Origin of the sequence: Streptomyces bungoensis (genome assembly GCF_001514215.1) — a bacterium.
Lineage (GTDB): Bacteria > Actinomycetota > Actinomycetes > Streptomycetales > Streptomycetaceae > Streptomyces > Streptomyces bungoensis.
Genome location: NZ_KQ948864.1, coordinates 114,027 through 133,686 on the forward strand (window position 1 = coordinate 114,027; position 19,660 = coordinate 133,686).

Annotated in this window: 17 protein-coding genes; 12 read left to right on the forward strand and 5 right to left on the reverse strand. The window is 70.8% G+C overall.

The window, feature by feature from the left end:
• The first annotated feature begins 317 nt into the window (after positions 1-317).
• From uppS to AQJ66_RS25155, 3 genes are all read left to right on the forward strand, one after another.
• Positions 318-1,004 carry a polyprenyl diphosphate synthase gene (gene uppS / locus AQJ66_RS25145; protein ID WP_061926663.1) on the forward strand — a complete coding sequence of 229 codons (687 nt, stop codon included), beginning with the start codon at positions 318-320 and terminating at the stop codon, positions 1,002-1,004.
• Positions 1,001-2,470, forward strand: a complete 1,470-nt coding sequence (locus tag AQJ66_RS25150; protein ID WP_061926534.1) for an oxygenase MpaB family protein — start codon at positions 1,001-1,003, stop codon at positions 2,468-2,470. The genes uppS and AQJ66_RS25150 overlap by 4 nt, the downstream gene beginning before the upstream one ends.
• 222 nt (positions 2,471-2,692) lie before the next feature.
• Positions 2,693-3,604, forward strand: coding sequence for a TolB-like translocation protein (locus tag AQJ66_RS25155; protein ID WP_061926536.1), 912 nt, complete (start codon positions 2,693-2,695; stop codon positions 3,602-3,604).
• Positions 3,605-3,651: 47 nt separating this feature from the next.
• On the opposite strand, the gene AQJ66_RS25160 is transcribed toward AQJ66_RS25155, so the two are convergent.
• Positions 3,652-4,215, reverse strand: coding sequence for a hypothetical protein (locus AQJ66_RS25160; protein ID WP_061926538.1), 564 nt, complete (start codon positions 4,213-4,215; stop codon positions 3,652-3,654).
• Between the two features lie 163 nt (positions 4,216-4,378).
• Between AQJ66_RS25160 and AQJ66_RS25165 the strand changes: the two genes are divergently transcribed.
• Complete coding sequence (locus AQJ66_RS25165) at positions 4,379-5,314, forward strand: DUF5996 family protein (protein ID WP_061926540.1); 936 nt, start codon at positions 4,379-4,381, stop codon at positions 5,312-5,314.
• Between the two features lie 533 nt (positions 5,315-5,847).
• Positions 5,848-7,008: a S1 family peptidase gene (locus AQJ66_RS25170; RefSeq protein ID WP_061926542.1), complete on the forward strand. Its 1,161-nt coding sequence runs from the start codon at positions 5,848-5,850 to the stop codon at positions 7,006-7,008.
• 471 nt (positions 7,009-7,479) lie between these two features.
• Here the strand turns inward: AQJ66_RS25170 and AQJ66_RS25175 are convergent, their stop codons facing one another.
• The 3 genes from AQJ66_RS25175 to AQJ66_RS25185 form a co-directional block, all read right to left on the reverse strand.
• A complete protein-coding gene (locus tag AQJ66_RS25175; RefSeq protein ID WP_061926665.1) occupies positions 7,480-8,313 on the reverse strand; it encodes a PIG-L family deacetylase in 834 nt (277 codons plus the stop codon).
• 381 nt (positions 8,314-8,694) lie between these two features.
• Positions 8,695-9,459 carry a hypothetical protein gene (locus tag AQJ66_RS25180; RefSeq protein WP_244162930.1) on the reverse strand — a complete coding sequence of 255 codons (765 nt, stop codon included), beginning with the start codon at positions 9,457-9,459 and terminating at the stop codon, positions 8,695-8,697.
• 206 nt (positions 9,460-9,665) lie between these two features.
• A complete protein-coding gene (locus AQJ66_RS25185) occupies positions 9,666-10,409 on the reverse strand; it encodes a hypothetical protein (protein WP_063804087.1) in 744 nt (247 codons plus the stop codon).
• Between the two features lie 247 nt (positions 10,410-10,656).
• Between AQJ66_RS25185 and AQJ66_RS25190 the strand changes: the two genes are divergently transcribed.
• Together AQJ66_RS25190 and AQJ66_RS25195 are read left to right on the forward strand one after the other, a co-directional pair.
• Positions 10,657-11,199 (forward strand): hypothetical protein, encoded by a 543-nt coding sequence (locus AQJ66_RS25190; protein ID WP_061926546.1) that lies wholly within the window; start codon positions 10,657-10,659, stop codon positions 11,197-11,199.
• A 428-nt stretch (positions 11,200-11,627) separates the two neighbouring features.
• The gene (locus AQJ66_RS25195) at positions 11,628-12,173 is read left to right on the forward strand and encodes a hypothetical protein (RefSeq protein WP_061926549.1); all 546 of its coding nucleotides are present in this window, start codon (positions 11,628-11,630) and stop codon (positions 12,171-12,173) included.
• A gap of 192 nt (positions 12,174-12,365) precedes the next feature.
• Here AQJ66_RS25195 and AQJ66_RS25200 read toward each other — a convergent pair whose 3' ends face one another.
• Positions 12,366-12,971: a dihydrofolate reductase family protein gene (locus AQJ66_RS25200; RefSeq protein WP_061926551.1), complete on the reverse strand. Its 606-nt coding sequence runs from the start codon at positions 12,969-12,971 to the stop codon at positions 12,366-12,368.
• Between the two features lie 282 nt (positions 12,972-13,253).
• Here AQJ66_RS25200 and AQJ66_RS25205 point away from each other — a divergent pair, with 282 nt between their 5' ends.
• The 5 genes from AQJ66_RS25205 to AQJ66_RS25230 all read left to right on the forward strand — a co-directional run bounded on the left by AQJ66_RS25205 (position 13,254) and on the right by AQJ66_RS25230 (position 19,476).
• The gene (locus AQJ66_RS25205) at positions 13,254-15,011 is read left to right on the forward strand and encodes a serine/threonine-protein kinase (RefSeq protein WP_159052634.1); all 1,758 of its coding nucleotides are present in this window, start codon (positions 13,254-13,256) and stop codon (positions 15,009-15,011) included.
• Positions 15,012-15,233: 222 nt separating this feature from the next.
• Entirely contained in the window at positions 15,234-15,698 is a 465-nt protein-coding gene (locus tag AQJ66_RS25210) for a hypothetical protein (RefSeq protein WP_159052635.1), read from the forward strand.
• A gap of 790 nt (positions 15,699-16,488) precedes the next feature.
• Positions 16,489-17,130, forward strand: coding sequence for a DUF1345 domain-containing protein (locus AQJ66_RS25220; RefSeq protein WP_208611450.1), 642 nt, complete (start codon positions 16,489-16,491; stop codon positions 17,128-17,130).
• Between the two features lie 189 nt (positions 17,131-17,319).
• Positions 17,320-18,264 carry a potassium channel family protein gene (locus AQJ66_RS25225; protein ID WP_159052636.1) on the forward strand — a complete coding sequence of 315 codons (945 nt, stop codon included), beginning with the start codon at positions 17,320-17,322 and terminating at the stop codon, positions 18,262-18,264.
• Positions 18,265-18,432: 168 nt separating this feature from the next.
• A complete protein-coding gene (locus AQJ66_RS25230) occupies positions 18,433-19,476 on the forward strand; it encodes a PP2C family protein-serine/threonine phosphatase (RefSeq protein ID WP_244162931.1) in 1,044 nt (347 codons plus the stop codon).
• Positions 19,477-19,660 lie beyond the last annotated feature (184 nt).

A 19,660-nucleotide genomic window follows, 5' to 3' on the forward strand; every position in this document is an offset into this window, starting at 1 on the left:
GCCGAAATGAGGAATCGGGCATATGAGCCAGGGGTGGTGGCCACCCGTTTGGCCGGTCAGGACCCTTTCGCGCCGTCAGACTCCTGGAAGGGAACGCTCCGGTGGGGCGTGGGTATGGGCGATACGGGGTGGACGTGACCGAGCGCGGTAGGGCCGACCGTGCCGCTCCGGGCGAGACGGGGCTGGGTGTGACGGACCACGGCGTCCAGCGCGCACGCGCGGCGCCGGAGGGCCGGCCGGGCGGGCGACAGTACGGGGACGGGCAACGGCGGGACGACGGGTCGGCGCGTGCGGTGCCGCGGCACGTAGCCTGCGTGATGGACGGCAATGGCCGCTGGGCGCAGCGGCGTTCGCTCCCTCGTTCGGCGGGCCACCGGGCCGCGGAGACCACCGTCATCGACATCATCGAGGCGGCGCGGGCCGTCGGCGTCGAGTGGCTCAGCCTGTACGCCTTCTCCACCGAGAACTGGAACCGTCCCGGCACCGAGGTCGACTACCTCATGCGCCTGGTCCGCCGGGTCGTGCGCAAGCACGCGCCGCTGCTCCTGGCCCGCGGCATCCGCTGCCGCTTCCTCGGGGCCTCCGATCCGCGAATCCCCCGTGAACTGGCTCGGGACTTCGACGACCTGTCGGTGCTGACCGCCGACAACCGGGGGATGACGCTGACCGTCGCCTTCGACCACGGCGGGCGCCGGGACATCGTCGAGGCCGCAAGGTCCCTGATCCGCAGCAAGACGCCCGCTGATGAGGTGACGGAGCGGCTCTTCGCGGACCACCTGCCGTTCCCCGACACCCCCGACGTGGATCTGGTCATCCGCACCTCCGGCGAGCAGCGCATCTCCAACTTCATGCTCTGGCAGGTCGCCTACGCCGAGTGGGTCTTCCCCGAGGTGCTCTGGCCGGACTTCCGGGCCCCCGACTTCCTCGCGTGCCTGCACACCTACCGGCGCCGCGCCCGCCGCTTCGGCGGCGTGCCGCCCCGGACGAACGGAGACCCATCATGACCACAGGAACCACGGGACCGGCCGACGCGACGCCCCTGTTCGGCCCGGAATCGCAGTTCAGCGCCTTCTTCGACGATCCGCGCTGGGCGCTGGCCATGATCCGCGCCACCGTGCTGGAGGCCGCTCACCCGCAGATCGGCGCCGCCCTCGCCGACAACTCCACCTTCGTCGCCCACCCCTGGCGCCGGCTGCGCAACACCTTCCTCAGCATGCGGCTCATGTTCGGCGCCGACCCGGTGGCACGCGAACGGGAGGCCGCGCGACTCAACCGGCTGCACGCCCGCATGAGCGGCTCCGACTCCCGCGGTCGCGCGTACGACGCCATGGACCGCGGAACCCGAGCCTGGGTGGTCGCCACCCTCTTCGAGAGCGCCGTCACCATGTGCCGGCTGAGCGGCCAGCCGCTCGACCAGGACACGATGGAGCGGATGTACGCCGAGTACCGCACGTTCCTCGCCGCGCTCGACGGTGACGCCGGGGCGCTTCCCGAGGACCTGAACGACTTCTGGCGGTACTTCGACCGGGTCGTCGAAACCGAGCTGGAGAACACGGAGGCGGCCCGCGTCATCCTCTACCGGCTCTTCGACCACCTGCCCGCCCCGGCGCTGTTCGAGGGCGCGCCGACGCTGTGGGCGGCCGGCCGGGCTGTCGCCGGTCCCCTCCTCGGCGCTGTCACCGTCGCCTCGCTTCCCGAGCCGTACCGGCGCCGGGCCGGCCTGCCGGAGATGCCCGGCGCGCGCACCCTCATGCAGGGCGCCTACCTCGCCGCCGGGCTCGCCCGCTTCCTGCCCGAGGGCTGGATCAACGCCGAAAGCATCATCGAAGTCCTCTCCCTCACGCCTGGCAGCGACGACCCCCGCGCCCGGACCGTCACCGCCCTGCGAGCCCGCATGAAGCAGGCATCGGCTCTGCTCCGCCTGCTCACACCACTGAGCGGCGACGCCGACCTCACCCCGGAACCGGCACCTTCAGCGGGCACAGGGTCAAGCCGGCGCTCGGCGGAGAAGTTCTTCCGTCAGGTGCTGGACCAGACCGGTGACGGCCACCTCGACTGGCCCGACCTCGCCGCCATGGCCCGTGAACTCGCCACCCGCCTGGACTTGGACGAACCCGAGGAGACCCGGCTCTACGACGCCTTCGCCGCCTGGTGGCGAGAGCTCCAGGCCGTTCTCGACACCGACGGCGACGGCCGCATCAGCGCGGGCGAGTACGCCACCGCCGTCCCCACCCTCGCCGGACCCGCGCTCATCCGCGTCGCGGAGGTTCTCTTCGAAGCCACCGACAAGGACGGCAGCGGAACCATCGATGCCGACGAGTACCGAACCCTCTTCCGCACCGCCTTCCACCGCGACCTCACCACCACCGACGGCACCTACGGCAAAAGCGCCTTCGTGGGCGACTTCCTCTCCTTCATGTCAGGCCGCCGCACGAACACTCCGTACGACCCCCTCCTCGCCGACGCCTGACCTGGACAACGAGCCCATCTCGAACCTCCCCCCCCGGTAGTACGACTACGTAGTGTTACGCCCCTGTGACACCGAACGAACAGTTCCAAGATCGGGACCTGACAGGCTGTTCCCACAGCCGGAGCGGCAGGCGCTCGCGTGGCCCTCAGCGGGCCCGGGGACGGTGCAGCGGCTCCGGCGTCGCCGCACGACACGACATGACCATGTTCCTGGGGGATCACCATGACCACACGCACCCGCACCACCGCCGCCGCCATCGCGGTGGCCTCGGCCGTCATCGGCACCGCGCTGCTGGGCGCCTCGGGCGCCGCCTCGGCGGCCACCACCGCCGCCTCGCACGGCACCCTGACCGTCAGCAACGGCACCAAGTACGTACAGATCAACGGGCACCGGGTGAACTTCGGGGTGAGCGTCCGCGACCTCGCCTGGTCCCCGGACGGCGCCAAGGCCGCCTTCGTCGACGGCTCCGGCGACCTGGACATCGCCAACCCCGACGGCAGCGGGCGGGTCGTCGTCGCCAAGAACCCCGGCGGCCAGACCTGGTCCCACCCGACCTGGCAGGTGACCAAGAAGGACACCCGGTACGGGATCCCCGCCAAGGACAACCTCATCTTCGCCGCCCGCGCCAACGGCGTCTCCCGGCTCAAGTACGTCTCCGCCAAGGCCGTCCACGGCACCCCGAAGACGCTGACCCTGAACGGCTCCCCGGACCCGGACGGCGCGGTCCCGCAGACCGGCAACGTCTGGCCCAACGCGGCCGGCCGTTACGGCACCTCGGTCTACGCCAACACCGACACGGGCGCCGTCTACATCCGTGACGACTACCTGCGCCAGCAGGGCGGCAAGCTCACCAAGGGCTCCCAGCCGGCGCTGTCGCCGAACGAGGAGGAGGTCGTCTTCGTGCGCTCCGTCGCGGGCCACGACCACCTCTTCGTCGAGGACCTCATGCACGGCAACCACGTCAAGGACCTCACCCCGCACGCCACCACGGACTACACCGAGCCGGCCTGGTCCCCCGACGGCAGGACGCTCGCGGCCCGTACCCCCGCCGGCACGGTCACCCTGCCGGCCGACGGCACAGGCCGGCCGGTCAAGGTCACGTCGACGGCCGGCCTGGCCGCCTACCGTCCCTGAGCGTCCTCACGCCCACGGCAACGGGCCGGGCCCGCCCAGGCGCGGAGTCACTCCGCCGCCCGGGCGAGCTCGGCCCGCAGTGCGTCCAGGTGCGCGTCGGCCGTGTCGTGCGGCAGGAACTCGACGACGTCGAGGAACCGGAACAGCACCTGGCTGCTCGTGACGGCGTACTCGTACTCCCCGAACCCCACCACCGCGCCCATCGCGCCCCGGACGGCACCCCGCACCACGTGCGCGGTCATCTCGTCCGGTTCGGTCGCCGACATTCCCCGCCGGGCGTTGGGCCGGGCCAGGTACGGGCACACCATCGAGGCGTACAGCATGCACGCACGGTGCCCCGGGCCCTCGAGGGTCGGCGCGAGATTGAGGTACGGCCGCCCGGCGGCGAGCGCCTCACCGATCGCCGCGCTCTCCGCGGCCCCCACCACGCGCCACACCGGGCCCTGTGGCATGCCCCGGTCGCACACCGAGCACAGGCGTTTCCGGGCGCACGCCGCGCTGCGCTCGTAGTCGGTCAGCGCGAACTGCGGCTCGTCGCCCTCCCACGGAGTGATCGCCGGCACCGGATACCCCCGTACGTCACGTGGCCGCGCCTCCACCGCCGACGGCATGGGAACACTTTCGAATCGCACCCCCCATGCCTACCAGACCGGCGGACACGGGAGGAACCGGGGCCCTGTTCCCGCTTACTCGGCGGCGTGCCGGATGTCGCCCGCGGGGTCATGATGAGACTGCCCGGCCGCCGCGGGAGCGCCGGGCGGGAAGGGGCAGGCGATGGAGCTGTTCCCGCCGGTGCTGCTGGCGGAGTGGCGGGACACCAAGGAGACGCTGCACCGCTTCGCGCAGATCGTCGGCAAGATCCGCTTGGCCGCGAGCGCCCGGCGCAACCACTGGTGGAACGTACCGTTCCATGTCACTGGGCGCGGCATCACCACCCGACCGATGGGTCAGGTCGACGGGAATCCGATCTTCACGATCGACTTCGACTTCGTCGACCACCGGCTCGTCGTCATGACACTGGACGGCGAAACACGGTCCTTTCCGCTTCCGGGCCAGTCCGTCGCGTCCTTCTACGACCAGACCCTGGCCGCCCTGGCCGCGCTGGGCGTCCGGGTGGACATCGCTATCCCCAGGCCCTTCGATCTGCCCGACGCCGACCGGCCGTTCGCCGAGGACACCGAGCACGCGGCCTACGACCCGGTGGCCGCGAACCGCTACTGGCGGGTGCTCAGCCAGGTCGCGTCCGTGCTGGAGGAATTCGCGGCAGGCTTCTCGGGGAAGACCAGCCCGGTGCACCACTTCTGGCACACCTTCGACATCGCCCACAGCCGGTTCTCCGGGCGCCGGGTCGACCAGCCCGGGCAGGTCGACCCGGTCACTCGGGAGGCGTACTCCTCGGAAGTGATCAGCTTCGGCTTCTGGTTCGGCGACGACACCTTCGCCGAGCCCGCGTTCTACTCCTACACCGCGCCCGAGCCCGCCGGCCTGGCCGAAGCGCCGCTCAGCCCGGCGTCCGCGCAGTGGATGGCGCGCGGCGACAGCCACCTGGCCGTGCTGCGCTACGACGCGGCCCGCGCCGAGCGCGATCCGCGGGCCGCCGTGCTCGCCTTCTACGAAAGCGCCTACCAGGCCGGGGCCGAGCACGCCGGATGGGACATCGCAGCGCTTGCGTGCCCCGGCGGAATCACGGACCCGGTCCGCCGCAACTGACACATTCGGTCAGCAGTGCCGTGCTGTGGTCAGGCGTCGGTATCGGTGCGCGCCAGGAGGCCCTTGAGCAGTAGGCCCATGGACTGGCCGACCTCGATGAGGCAGCCACCCGGGTCGCTCATCCAGCAGCACAGCTCGGCGCGCCGGTCATGGGCGCGGTGAGGAACTCGGCTTCCTTGGCGCGCCCGTTCCAGCCGCAGCCCGGAACGGCCAGCAGGGCGAGGGGCCGCCCTGGCACCTGATGGACCTCACCTCCGACCTCAGCGCCCTGCCGGACGCGCGTATGCGGTCGTCACCTGCCGCCTGGTCCACCGCTGGACGGACGACAAGGCGGCCTTCCTCGACCGCGGGTACGTCAGGGCCACTGTCCACGAGGCCGGTGGGTCAGGCGGCTTGCATCACCGAATCGATCCGTGCATTGGCATGGACCTGACGCTAAGACCGGACTAGGCTCTGCCTCTCGCCACCCATGAGAGCGCTCTCACCATCGGCTGTTCCACCCCCACTACTGGAACGACGAAGGGCAACCCGCCATGAGACGCACCAGACTCGCCCGCGCGGTCACGGCCGCACTCCTCGTCCTCGGCGGACTGGGCGCGGCCGGCGCCTCCCCCGCCTCCGCGGCCGGCTCCGGTACTCCCGCCGCATCCGCCGCGCCCGCCGCCGAGGGCATCGTGAACGCCATGCAGCGGGACCTCGGCCTGACCCGCACCCAGGCGGTGGCCCGGCTCGCGGCCGAGAAGACTGCCGCCGGCCTCGCCCCCAAGGCGCGCCGTGAGGCCGGCGCCACCTACGCGGGCTCCTGGTTCGACGCCCCGAGCGGACGCCTGACCGTCGCCCTCACCCCGGACGCCCCGGCCGCCACCCGCCGGGCGATCGAGCGCTCCGGGGCCGTCGTCCGCACCGCCGAGCACAGCGCCCGGCAACTGGACGCGGCCAAGGCGCGGATCGACCGGTTGCACGCGCCCTCGGGGATCACCGGCTGGCATGTCGACCCGAAGGCCAGCACGGTCGTCGTCGAGGTTGTACGCGGCAAGCAGGCTGACAACGATGTCCAGCGCTTCCTGTCCCGGGCCCGCCGGACCGGGCCCGTCACTGTCGAGGCCTCCGCGGCCCCGAGAACCCTCGCCGCAGGCACCGTGGGCGGTGACCCGTATTACACCGGCAACGTCCGCTGCTCCATCGGCTTCTCGGTGTACGGCGGTTTCGTCACCGCCGGGCACTGCGGACAGCCCGGCGCCGGAGTCAGCGGCTGGGACGGCTCCTACATCGGCACCTTCCAGGGCTCTTCGTTCCCGGACAACGACTACGCCTGGGTCAGCGTGGGCAGCGGCTGGTGGACGGTGCCGGTGGTGCTCGGCTGGGGCACGGTGCCGGACCAGCTCGTGCGCGGCTCGGCCGTAGCGCCCGTCGGCTCCTCGGTCTGCCGTTCCGGTTCCACCTCGCACTGGCACTGCGGCACGGTGCTGGCGCTGAACGAGACCGTCAACTACAGCCAAGGCGCGGTGTACCAGCTCACCAAGACCAGCGCCTGCGCCGAACCCGGTGACTCGGGCGGCTCCTTCATCACCGGGGACCAGGCGCAGGGCGTCACCTCCGGCGGCTGGGGCAACTGCTCCAGCGGCGGCGAGACCTGGTTCCAGCCGGTCAACGAGATCCTCGGCCGGTACGGCCTGACCCTGCACACCTACTGACCGCACACAGCGGCCCGGGGTTCCGCGCATCCGGCGCGGAACCCCACCCGCGGTCCCCGGGCCCCGGGGCGGAAGGCCGTCCGCGTGCCGGCCTCCGGCAGGCGAGGGCCGCGCGCGACGGCCGGCAACACGCGGTATGGCTGCTGCTTCTTCCGTTGCCTCGCGGCGTGTCGGGTGTCGGAGCCTCAGCTTTGTGTCGCCTCCTCGGCGGTCCGTCCTGATCGGAGCAGACCGCCGGGCTTGCGATCTGAGGTGTCCCACACCTTCCGAGCCAGCAACCTGCAGGTGGGGTTGCCAGGTGATGGGGGGAAGAGCGGTCGGGCCGGAAGCCGGGCACGCGTAGACGCCGTCGGCGAGGACTTGGACGCGGGCTGCCCGGAGCGGAACTCCCCTGGGCAGGGCTCCGGGTGGGTGACCCGCTTGATCACGCCGTGCGGTCGTGGCGCGTTCCCGGCCGGACGGACGGGCGGATCAGCGCAGTCCGGCGAAGAGATCGTTCTCGGGGACTGGCGCGCCGGTGGCGTCCTGGACACGTACGAAGGTCTCCATGCCCATCAACTCGCCGAACTTCTCCTTGCCCATCTTGAGGAAGAAGATGTTCTCGCCCTGACTGGCGTGCGCGGCCAACGCGTCGAACTTCTGGCCGCTGAACGCGGTGGTGTCCACCCAGGTGGTGATCTCATCGTCGGGGAGGCCGAGCTCGGCCATCGCGGCAGCCTCGGCAGGATCCGGCTCCGGCATGTCCTCATGAAACTCGCGCATGATCTCGCCGAACCGCTGCATCATCGAGCGGGGCACCGTCGTCCAGTACACCTTCGGTGTCAGCGCGGTCATCTCCAGCGCCGCCACCGTGATGCGGTGGGCCTGGATGTGGTCGGGGTGACCGTAGAAGCCGTTCTCGTCGTAGGTGACGACCACATCAGGTCGGTAGTGCCGCATGAGTTCCGCGAGCCGGGCCGCACCTTCTTCCACGGGGGTCTGCCAGAAGGAGCCGGGGGCGTCGTTGCTCGGCCAGCCCGTCATCCCGGAGTCGGCATAGCCCAGCATCTGAAGGTCGCTGACCTTCAGGACGTCACAGCTCGCCTCAAGTTCTCGACGGCGCATCGTGGCGACCGCCGCCGGGTCATGCCCGGGATCGCCCGGCTTGACGCCTCCCGGTCCGTCACCGCAACCGCCGTCGGTACACGTGACGAGAACGGTGCGGATGCCTTCCGCCGCGTACCGCGCGAGGACCCCTCCGGTTCCGGTGGCCTCGTCGTCCGGGTGGGCGTGTACTGCCATGAGCGTCAAGGGGCGGTCAGGCATGAAACTGTCCTCCTGCAGAAACACGTCTTGGTCCGAATGCGTGGCGGGTATTCCGCCGTCCTGGGGCCCGGATCCTGGTGGGGCGGACGACCTTGCCGTCTCTGTGTCCCCTGCCGTGCGGCGCCGGTCCCTCGGTCGGTGCAACCGTCCCGGCCGGACCGGCTGTTCCCGTCCCCGCCGATTGGCCTCCCAGCGTAGGCGTTTCAACGCGAACGAGGGGCAGGCGCGACCTGCCTGTCTCAGTGCCACGTGGGGTCCGACTTCCATCCGGCAGCAGCCGTGGGATTCCGTCACGGCACGCGAAACCCTACAGTCCCACTCGGCAGCCCTCCGTGACACAGCGTCGTCTGCCCTGTCGGCACCATGCGCCAGTAGCGGCACCTAGCTCTCCGGACAGCACGCCTGGACGCCCTTGCGACGCAGCCAACCGCGCCGCGGCGCGACCGGAGCGGCCGGTCCGGAGTACGGCGGTGCGGGCGGGACCGGGCCACTGCGGGGCGACGGCGACGGTCCGGGTTGAGACTGGGGCCCCGCCACAGGGCCGGGGAACGGCGGCAGGACCTTGAACTGCTCGTGCAGTTCGACGGTCGGCGTGATCCGGTGCAGCGCGGCCCGTACCAGGGTGAGGGGATGGTCGGGGAACTGCGCATCCCATTGCTCCAGGTCGGCCACGTGGTACGGCAATCCGCCCAACTGCCCGTCACCGGTGTACGGGTGGGGCCGGAAGTAGTTGGCCGGCTCCACCCGATCCGCCACCACAGCCTCCCGCAGACCGGTCGTCGCGCCCTCCGCGGCCTGTACCTTGACCACGGTGCTGCAACGGTCCTTCGGCAGCGTCCAACTGCCGATGAAGGCCTGCCCCGGCCTGCTTCCCAGCGGCATCTTGATCAGCTGGCGCAGCGCCGTGACCCCGTCCACGGTTCCCGCCACCGCCTCGATGAGACCGCCCCCGGCCCTCGCCACGTCTCGGGCGCGTTCGAACCGCAGCCGCTCCAACTCGTGCAGCGGCGCCGGCAGGTCCGGGACGAGGGGGAAGAAGTGAACCGACAGGATGATCCCCGCCGCGTCGGTCCACACGCCGGGCTCGCGCTCGGCGAATCCGGTGAGGTCCAGGCCGGTGACCGGAGTCTGGGCTATCGAAGTCATGCCGATCATCATGACGCCAGCCGCACCCCGCCCGTCACATGACCCAGCGGACGGATGGCGGCCGAGCCGGAACCCGCCCAGCCGGCACTTCGCCCGGCGGGCGTCCTTGGCCATGCCGGGATCCGCCGCGGTTGACGCAGTGGCGGTTGGTCAGGGTCGTCCACCCTTGACGCTCCCCCGGTGTCTGGCACCTGCCGTGGATCCGTTCAGGACGTGGGCGCGTCCAGCTTCGGCTTGCGTTTCACGTCGGTCACCTTCACGTCCTCCGTTTCCGGAGCCCCGAACGCTTCGACGATCACCCCGCTGCTGGTGCCGGTGACCTCCAGGGCCAGGTTGCTGCCGATGAAGCGCAGGTCGAGCCTTGCCCGCGGCGCACCTGCATGGCTCGGCATCCGGTGAATCCGCGACGCCGGGTACTCCATGCTCGTGAGCGTCGTGTGCATCACCTGATAGCTGGTCGTCTCGGTGTTCTTGAACGCCTCTGTGACGCGTTGTGCGTGCTCGCTGCCGCTGCACCTTTCGATGCCGGTCAGCGGCACTTCCCTGGCCGGCTTGGGCTTGACGGCGGAAGGAGTCGACTCCGGCGGCCGGGTCGCATCCGAAGGAAGGGGAACGGGTATGTCGCCGCCGGTGTCCGGGCCGCCCGGCGGGGTCTCGCCCGACCCGTATCTCGGTGGGGGCGCTTCCTCCCAGCCGGGCAGGTCCTCCGGCTGGGGCACCTCAGCTCTGTCGTCGGGGGCGTCCGGGGCGCAGTCCACCGTGATGCGGGTGATCAGCTCAAGGAAACGCGTCTCCGGGTCGTCCAGAGGAGCATCCAGCGGGGTTGCCGTGGAGACGGCGCTGCCTGCAGAGGCCTGATCGGTGGCGGCGTTCTGAGTGCCGCAGCCGGACAGAACCATGCAGCCGAGCGCGGCCACCAGAACAGGCTTCGCCAGGGGTATCGATCGCATGCACGCACCATGCAGGAAGCCGATCACTGCGCACATGAGCACTCGTACTCACCTTCGCCCGAGTAACGCTCAGGGCGCTCCGACACGGATTCTGGAAGACCCTCTGGTGTGTCACCGCGACGGCGCCGCCAGCCGCCGCCCCGCGGCAGGGCGCCCTGAGTCCCACGTCTGTGGCGCCAGGGCCTGCAGAAGGCCTCATGAGCGTTGTCCGCAGGGGGTTGTCAGTCCCCGTTCATAGGATCACGGCATGTCTGACGCATTCACCGTCTTGTGGACCCATGACACGTGCCGTGCGCTGCGCAGGTCGGGCCGGGTGGGCGAGCGGCCGCCGGTCGCCTTCAGCGGTGCTCACTCCTCGCTGCCCGCGTGGGCGGGTGCCCGTTCTGGGGACGAGGTGTACGCGCTGCACGTGAACCGGCGCGAGGTGTTCGTGGTGAGTCGCATGCGAGTGATCGACATGGAGCGACGCGACTGCTGCGGCACGACCCCCGCTACCTGGGAGGACGCTGCGTATCCCGGGCACGGTGACTGGTCGATGCTCGGCGCCGGCGGCTGCGGAGCCACAGCGGTGCACGTGGACGCGACGCCCGTACGCTTCGATGCGCCTCTCCCCGGTGACCTGCTTGCGAGGCTTACCTGGCGCAACCGCCGAGGTCAGACCCGCGGTCTGAAGTACGTGGTGGATGGCCGTCTCGAGAAGTCGGTCAGCCTCCAGGGGTTTTATCGTCTGACCCCCGAGGCCGCTGACGAGTTGGCGGAAGCCGTCGGCAGCGTTGTCCCCTTGATGTAGCTGAGTACTGAAGTGGGGGGGGCCGATTCCGGCTGATCAGGCTTCGCGCCATGAGCGGACTGGTGTTGTTCCCTCCTCAAGTACTCGCTCCAGTGCGAGACCGGCCGATGCGCGCAGCGAGGCCGGCAGCTTGGGGAGCGGCTGCCTGGGAGGGCCGGTCCCCCACGTTCCCATGCCTGACTCCTGGTGTGGCTGTCTTGGAGGAGGCAGGATTCCAGGTCCTGTCGGCCACCTCGGTGCTTCCTTTCGTCAGCGCCGCACTGGGCGAGGGCCCGGCATGCCCCTGCGGTGGCCACGAGCCGAGGAAGGCCGTCGATCGGATAACCTGACCGCTGCCTCGGCGCGGACGATGACGCTCCAGGTCCCGGGTCGGGCGGATGCCCTGCCGAGGCCTTGTCCGGGGGCGTCCGGCAGCGCGAGGGGGAAACATGTTCGGCAGACACCTGATGGTGGCCTGGGTGACGGCGGTCCTGACGGCGGGGCTCGTCGCGTGCTCCGGCGGGAGCGGGGGCGCCGACGGGGGCACGGGCTACGTGGTCGGCGCGGACGACAGCGGCGGCGCCGCCACAAGGCGGACGGCGCCGGAGCCGGACACCGTGTCCGGTCGCCGGGACACGGTCCGCCACTGGCCTGTGAAAACAGCCCGGGCCACCCGCCCGCACCTGGTCAGGAAGTGCACCACCGGCACGCGGCGGGTCAGGCACACGTCGGGCACGGGCACGGGCACCAGGCGGCGAACCCGCACCTGGTACACCACCGAGCGGTACAGGTCCTGCAGGAAGGTCCGCAGCGGCACCGAGAGCTACCGGCGGGTCGTGCGCGCGGAGAAGTGGTGCGTGCGTCTGGACGACGTGGACGGCGACAAGGCCAGGGACGACGTCTGGTACCGGGTCACCCGCGCGGTCTACGGCGACGCGCTGGACACGGACAGGCACGCCCGCATGAAGTTCACGCCGGCCGGCACCGGCTGCTGAGAACCCGCTCCCCCAGTCACCGGGCCGCGTCACACAGGGCTCACCGTCAAGCCTCACCGGCCCTGGCCTGACAGCCATCGGGGGGGCGTTGCGGCGCGCGACGCGATCGCCCGGCCGGGGCGGGCGTCGACTTCAACCGACGGCGGAGGGATCCTCGTGGAGGGCGACGCCAACCTCAGCGCCAACGAACCTCTAGTAGCTGTCGAAGCTGGGCTTGCCGGTCGGCCGGTAGACACCGACGACAGTGCCGCCCTTCGTCGTCGACACGGTGACCGGCTCCAGCGCAGTGGGGATCGCTCCGTCGGCGAACAGCCGCTTGCCGGTGCCGATGATCACCGGATGGACGGTCAGCCGGTACTCGTCGACGAGGCCGTGCCGCATGAGGGTCTGGGCGAAGTCGCCGCTGCCGACGACGTTGATGTTGCCGCCGTCGGACGCTTTCAGCTTGCGTACGGCGTCGATGATGTCGCCCTCGAGCAGCGTGGAGTTCTGCCATTCGACGGATGTCAGGGTCCGAGACGCCACGTACTTGTGCATGCTGTTCATCCGATGGGTGAACGGGTTGTCGGGATCGGCGGTCGGCCAGTACGACGCGAAGATCTCGTACGTCTTGCGGCCGAGCAGCATCGCGTCGGAATGCTCGTACCACCCGGCGACGGCCGCGCCGACCTCGTCGTCGGCCACCGGTTTCTGCCAACCGCCGTGCTCGAAGCCGCTCTCAGCGTCCTCGTCCGGACCGCCCGGCGCCTGCATGACGCCGTCCAGCGTCAGGAACGTGCAAACGATGATCTCGCGCATGGTGCACTCCCTTCGTCGACATAGAGACCGCACCACCGCCGGAAAGTCATCGACGCTATTTCCACGGCGTTGTCTGCAGTGACTGTGCCGGGCGACTGCTCCCTGCTCGACGGACGGCCGCCGGTGGTCGACGGAAAAGCATGGGCCGGCGTGCCGAGGAGCCATCCTGGCGAGTGACTCCGTGCGAGACGGGGACGGGAGGCCGCGGCAGGTGCCCCACCGCCAGCGCCCCGCCCGTATCCTGCTGCGGTTGTGTGGGTGAGGGGAACAGGGGGGGCGTACGTGCAGCCGTTGGAGGCCACGGATCCGGCCGCGATCGGCGGCTACCCGCTGCTGGCGCGACTCGGCGCGGGCGGCATGGGCCAGGTCTACTTGTCGCGCACACCGACGGGTCGCCCGCTGGCTCTCAAGACGGTTCGCCCCGACCTCGCCGCCGCCTCGGACTTCGAGTCGCGTTTCTCCAGCGAGATCCGCACCAGCGACCGGGTCCGCTCCTCGTGGACCGTCTCGGTGGTGGACTTCAGCCCGCCCGGCCACCGCCCGCAGTGGCTGGCCACCGAGTACATCGCCGCACCGGCCCTCGCCGACTGGGTCACCGCTCACGGCCCGCTGCCGCCTGCCACCCTGCGTGTCCTGGCCTGCGAACTCGCTGCCGCGCTGGCCGCTGTGCACGCCTGCGGCCTCACCCACCGGGACGTCAAGCCGTCCAACGTCCTCCTGGGTCGTGCCCGGCCCGTCCTCATCGACTTCGGCATCGCCCGGGCCGTGGACGACTCCCGTCTCACGATCACTGGGGGTGTTATCGGTTCTCCCGGCTACATGGCCCCTGAACAGGCCGCACAAGGGGCGGTCACGGAGGCGGGTGACGTCTTTTCCCTGGGGGCGGTGCTCGTCTTCGCCGCGACCGGCACCGGCCCGTTCGAACTGCCGGGCGAGCAACCTTCGGCGGCCTCGCTCCTCTACCGCATCGTCCATGAGGACGCCCGCCTCGACGGCGTCCCGGCAGGCCTGGCACAACTCGTCGCCCGATGCCTGGCGAAGAAACCGCAGGACCGGCCGCGAAGCGAGGAGCTGGCAGCATCGCTGCGGCGGGAAGCGGACGCCGGCGGTTCGTGGGCTGGGGCGTTCGGAGCCGGGACCGTGCGGGCGACCGGTGCCTGGGAGCGCGCGCTCCCGCCAGGGCTCACCGCCGACCTCGCGGCGCGGGAGGCGGAGGTCGCCCGCCGGTGCGCGGTGCCGCCGGACCACCCGATCTCGGGGCCCCCGACGGCGCCCCCGCACGGGGGACCTCACGTGCCGACGACCATCGAGGCGGTGGTCCCGCCGGCCCTCGCCGGTCGTACGGTCCCCGCCCTGGGCTCCTACCCGGCCGCTTCGTGTCCCCCCGCCGCCACCGCCGGGACGTACCCGCCCGAACCCCCGGACTCCTTCACCGGACAGTCCTCGCTTCCGTCGTACGGCGGACACCAGCCCGCTTACCTCCGCGCACGGCGCCGCATCCGCTGGATGGCCGCGGCTTGTGCCCTCACCATCGCCGCCGTCGCGACCGGCCTGCTGCTGTCGCACCCGTTCGACGCGGCCGCCCGCAGTAACGGCACCGCGTCCTCCTCGTCCCTCCCCAGCGCCTCCGCTCCCGCCCTCTCCGCGAAGTGGGCCGGCGTGTGGACCGGTGCGGGCCCCGGCACCCCGCATGCTGACGGCCAACTGCATCCGCGCACCAACTCCTTCAAGGTGATCCTCACCTTGCACACGGCCGCCGTGGGCGAACTGGCCGGCAAGCAGGTCAGCCACGTCACCGAGGTCGGTACCGGCCGGGATGTCGGTTGCACGGAGGCCCTCGCGCTACGAGCCGTGCGCGGTACGACAGCCACGTTCGAAGCGGTCACCAGTCACCCCACCGACCGCGCGGACACGTCGCTGCAGTGCGAGACCCATCACCTGTACGTGGTCCAGCTCACCGACGCCGGCACCATCACCCTCGGCGAGGAGGGCGCCCAGTCCGCCGGGGCGCCTCAGGCTGTGCACCGCACTCCCTCGTAGCGGCGGATGCGTAGCCGTGCCCGAGCTTCCCAGGTTGGGTGGGGACGGCCACGCCAGAGGCGGACAGCACGGCGTGGCAGCGACGTTCGTCGAACAGGACGGCGAGCTCACCCCGGTCGCCCCTGCGGACGCCGCCGCGCAGGCCGCGCAGCACGCACAGCCTTCGTCACGCACGCTGCGTGGATCGACGCGCTGTGCGCGCCGGCGTTCCTCCTAGGCTGCGTGTTCCTGTGCACGTGCTGGTACTTGGACTTCCGGTGGCTGCTGTGTGCGGTGTGCCTCTTCGGGGTGCTGGTCCTGCAGAACCTGGAGCTGGATCAGCAGGCACTGCACCAGCACGGGCATACCGAACACGTCAGGGTCCGACAGATTCAGTGGTCCGCCGGCGACGGCATGGATGCCGGCGTCCACCGCTACACCGTCACCGTCATCGACGGCCCACCGCTGGCTCCGTTGGAGGAGAACGGGCTCATGGGCTGGAAGCGGGTGGTGGGCGGCACCTACGCGGTGACCGTCGATCCGCAGGACCGTGCCCGGCTCGGGCGGGGGGACAAGCCCGGACCTCCGGTGATCCAGCAGTACCTGCAGATCCCGTTCGGCCTCGGCCCGGCCTTCGCCCCGCGGCGGCCTGCAGCCCTGCTCCTGCGCCGACGACGCGTCCCATCATCCGGACCCACCCAGACGTAGGGGGCTGTGATGGAGCGGCGCCGGGGCGCCGACAATCTCACCTGCTCTGGTCCCGGACGTGATCAGGCGGTGGCCTACTACGCCGCTGTCCCCGGCCCGGCCTCCCTCGGATCCCCCAACGGCCGAGTCACCCCGTCATCCGCACCCGCCCGGCGACCCGGCTCCGTCTCATCGAACTCCCAGTGCTCCCGGCAGTCATCGCACCGGTACACCAGGATCCCCGCATCGATCGTCACCACGGCTCCGTACGGACACCGGTCGCCGTCTCCGCGGCCCGCACACTCCTGTACCCACGTATCCCCCATGGTGAGACCGTGCGGCGGGCGAGCCGCGGTCGTGGAGAGGGCGTGCCCGGCGCACAGGCGCTCATCTCCGGCACCACGCCTCAACACCGGCCAGCAGTCCCATCAGCTCCCCGACAGCGGCCGGACAGCCGAGAACGGGCATCTCTCGGCACCGGCCGACGCCACCCACCGGGTCCAACGCGTGGGGCTGTTTCACAAGGAACGCGCGCGCCGGCGCCCGGCGACGTATCGGGACGCATCCGACGACTCCTTCCCATCGGCGGACCGGTCTCGGGCCCCCGGCCGATCGTGGCCGCAGGCACTGGCAACGGGCTTCGGGGTACATGCTGGGCATGCCCGGCGCCCCGCACCGGAAAGGGATGCGAGGCGCAGTGGCAGTGTCTGTGGCAACGACCGGAAGGCCAGGTGGTATGACGCGTACACGTGCGGATGCGAGCATCAGGCATCCTCGGCATGAGCGGCGGGGTGAGGCACGGCTGCCGGCGGTGGTTGCGACGCTTACCGCGATCGCTCTGTACCTGCTGCTGCCGCAACGGCTGTTGATCGCTCCTCGATACGTGCTGCCCGTCCTGGAATGTCTGCTGCTCGTACCGCTCATCGCGATCAACCCGAAACGGCTGACCCGGCAGACCAAGGCGTTCCGGGTGCTGTCGCTGACGCTCGTCGGGGTCATCGCGGTCAGCAATCTGGTGGCGCTGACCATCCTGATCCATGAACTGGTGTACGCCGGTGTGAAGGACGGCCGGTCACTGCTGGTGGCCGCGCTGCAGGTCTGGCTGACCAACGTCATCGTTTTCGGTCTGGCCTACTGGGAGCTGGACCGGGGCGGTCCGGTCAGCCGTACCCAGGCGCCCCGCTCCGCTCTGCCTCTGGCGGACTTCCGCTTCTCCCAGGACGAGAACGACGACGCCGTCCAGGAAGTCGCCGACGGTGCCAGTGCCACCTCGGACTGGGTCCCCACACTGATGGACTACCTGTACCTGTCCACCACCAACTCCACGGCCTTCAGCCCGACCGACACCATGCCGCTGTCGACCCGTGCCAAGGCCATGATGGCTGTGCAGAGCGTCTCCGCCCTCCTGACCTCGCTCCTGGTGATCGCCCGGGCCGTCAGCATCCTGCACTGACTGGGGCGAGACAACTCCTTCACCGCCCGCCACCGCGCCGAGGACGGCCCTTGACGTCGCCTACGGCGCGTGGACGCTCCTCCGGGCGTCGTGTTGCTCCCGGATGCCCGGCGAGGACACTGAGAGAAAGGGCGAGGGGCAGGAGGTGCTGTGTGGCCGCCACGGGGTGTAGGGCGGCGGGTGCTCCTGGTGGCGTTCGCGCTTGTGGCGCTGCTCGCATGCGGCGTCGGCGGGTTTGCGCTGCTCGGGTTCTCCCTGCCGGAGGCCGTCTACATGACGGTGATGACGCTGTCCACGGAGGGCTTCTCGGGCGCCGACCGGCTCACCGAGGGCGGCAAGCTCTTCACTGCCGCGCTGGCGGTGGTGGGTGTCGCGGTCTTCGTCGCCGCCCTGGGGCTGATCGGGACGGCACTGGTGGAGGGGCGGTTCGGGCCTGCGGGAAGGAAGCGGCGCATGCAGCATCACATCGACGCGCTGCGCAACCATTTCATCGTCTGCGCCTACGGGCGGGTCGGCCAGGCCGTGGCCCGCGAATTCGAGGCCGAGGGCATCCCGTTCGTGGTGATCGAGAACAAGGCGGCACTGGAGGAGGAGCTGCAGCGGGATCACGTGCCCTATCTGATCGGCAACGCCGCCTCCGAACAGATACTGCGCAGCGCGGGTATCGAACACGCCCGCGGCCTGGTCTGCGCGGTCGACTCCGACGCCGAGAACGTGTACATCACCCTGATCGCCCACTCCCTCAATCCCTCTCTCGCCATCGTCTCCCGCGCCTCGGAGGCCGCGTCGGCCGAACGCCTCACCCACGCCGGTGCGAGCAGCGTGGTTTCGCCCTACACCACCAGCGGCCGACGTATGGCCCTGCTGGCGGTCCGCCCGCACGTCGTGGACTTTCTCGAGTTCACCCGGCCCGGCAGCTCCGAATTCCGGATCGAGGAGATCCGCATCGACGCCGACTCCCGGCTTCTGGGACGGCCTCTGCGACAGGCTTGTGGTGGAGCGCTCCCCCTGCTGATCCGCCGCGCCGACGGCGCCCTGGAGCCCAACCCCGATCCCGACACCGCCGTGCGGGCCGGTGACACCATGATCGTGTTCGGCGACCCCGGCACCCTGCGCCCCATCGAAGACGAGTGAGCGAAGCAGCGGGACATCGCCTGGACCTCACCGGTCGAGATACGCAGCACCCGGCCCCCGGAGCGGCGCGTTCGCGCATGTGGAGGCGAGTGGAAGGCTTGGAGCATGGGCTTGCGACCGTGGCGGGACCTCCGGCGTTCCTGGCAGCCGGGTCACGCTCCCGCGCTCATGGTGATCCCACTGGGGCTGATCGTCACGGTCTGCGTGGCTCCGCCGCACATCCACCTCGGGCCACTGCTGGTGGCGGCACCGGCGATCACGGTGGCATTCGCCGGCGCCCGTGTGACGGCGCTGATGGGAGTGCTCGCAGTGGCGGCCCAGGTGTTCATCGGCGTGCTCAGGGAAGGCCTGTCCAGCGCCAACATCCAGGCGCAGATCACCGCGCTGGTCGTCGTGTCCGTCGTCTGTGTCAGCGTCTGCGTGGTGCGAGACCGGCATGAGCGCCAGTTGCACCAGGTGCGGTCCGTCGCCGAGGCAGCGCAGAGCGTGCTGCTGCAGCCACTGCCCGCCCGCACCGGCCCGCTGCGGATCGCCGGCCTGTACGTCCCCGCCGAGGAAGAAGCCGATCTGGGCGGAGACCTCTACGCGGCCGCACGCACCGACCACCACAGCACCCGGCTCCTCATCGGCGACGTCCGGGGCAACGGCCTGGACGCCATCAACAACGCCGCTCTGCTGCTCGGCGCCTTCCGCGCGGCCGCCCACCGCCAGGCCACCCTGCCGCGCCTCGCCGTCCACCTCGACGCCGCATTCCGCTGGGACACCAGCCAGTGGCATCAGACAGATCAGGACACCGCCGAGGACTTCGCCACCGCGATCCTGCTCGACATCCCCGACCACGATCCGGTCGTCCACCTCATCAGCTGCGGCCACCCACCGCCGCTGCTCCTGCGCGGCACCCACATCACCCCGCTCACCGCTGAGGCGAGCCACCTTCCGATCGGACTCGGCGGATCCTTCGGCATCGCCGCCTACGACGTCCAGACGTTCCCGTTCGAGGTCGGCGACCTGCTGCTTCTCTACACAGACGGTGTCATCGAGGCACGCGATGCCGACGGCCTCTTCTACCCCCTCGCCGAACGGGCGCCCGAGTGGACCGAGGACGACCCCGACGAACTCCTGCACGCTCTCCACGACGACCTGCTGGCCCACGTCCACGGACACCTCGACGACGACGCGGCCGCAGTCGCCATCCGCCGCACGGCCCACTGAGCCCCCGCACCTGGGAACCTCCCGGCCGTATGTCTCCGAAGACCCGGTGCGCGTCTTCCGGGCCTGCTCCGGCTTGCCGAGACGGGGGCGTGGACCTGGGGGTGTCAGGCTTCCGGGTGCCACTGCACCGCCGGCCGGAGGGCGGCGTGACGGTTGCCGTCCACGCCACCGGCCGGCCTCAACT

Coding starts and splice junctions, on each gene's coding strand:
- uppS (WP_061926663.1), top strand. CDS start 318: ATGGACGGCAATGGCCGCTGGGCGCAGCGGCGTTCGCTCCCTCGTTCG.
- AQJ66_RS25150 (WP_061926534.1), top strand. CDS start 1,001: ATGACCACAGGAACCACGGGACCGGCCGACGCGACGCCCCTGTTCGGC.
- AQJ66_RS25155 (WP_061926536.1), top strand. CDS start 2,693: ATGACCACACGCACCCGCACCACCGCCGCCGCCATCGCGGTGGCCTCG.
- AQJ66_RS25160 (WP_061926538.1), bottom strand. CDS start 4,215: ATGCCGTCGGCGGTGGAGGCGCGGCCACGTGACGTACGGGGGTATCCG.
- AQJ66_RS25165 (WP_061926540.1), top strand. CDS start 4,379: ATGGAGCTGTTCCCGCCGGTGCTGCTGGCGGAGTGGCGGGACACCAAG.
- AQJ66_RS25170 (WP_061926542.1), top strand. CDS start 5,848: ATGAGACGCACCAGACTCGCCCGCGCGGTCACGGCCGCACTCCTCGTC.
- AQJ66_RS25175 (WP_061926665.1), bottom strand. CDS start 8,313: ATGCCTGACCGCCCCTTGACGCTCATGGCAGTACACGCCCACCCGGAC.
- AQJ66_RS25180 (WP_244162930.1), bottom strand. CDS start 9,459: ATGACTTCGATAGCCCAGACTCCGGTCACCGGCCTGGACCTCACCGGA.
- AQJ66_RS25185 (WP_063804087.1), bottom strand. CDS start 10,409: ATGCGATCGATACCCCTGGCGAAGCCTGTTCTGGTGGCCGCGCTCGGC.
- AQJ66_RS25190 (WP_061926546.1), top strand. CDS start 10,657: ATGTCTGACGCATTCACCGTCTTGTGGACCCATGACACGTGCCGTGCG.
- AQJ66_RS25195 (WP_061926549.1), top strand. CDS start 11,628: ATGTTCGGCAGACACCTGATGGTGGCCTGGGTGACGGCGGTCCTGACG.
- AQJ66_RS25200 (WP_061926551.1), bottom strand. CDS start 12,971: ATGCGCGAGATCATCGTTTGCACGTTCCTGACGCTGGACGGCGTCATG.
- AQJ66_RS25230 (WP_244162931.1), top strand. CDS start 18,433: ATGGTGATCCCACTGGGGCTGATCGTCACGGTCTGCGTGGCTCCGCCG.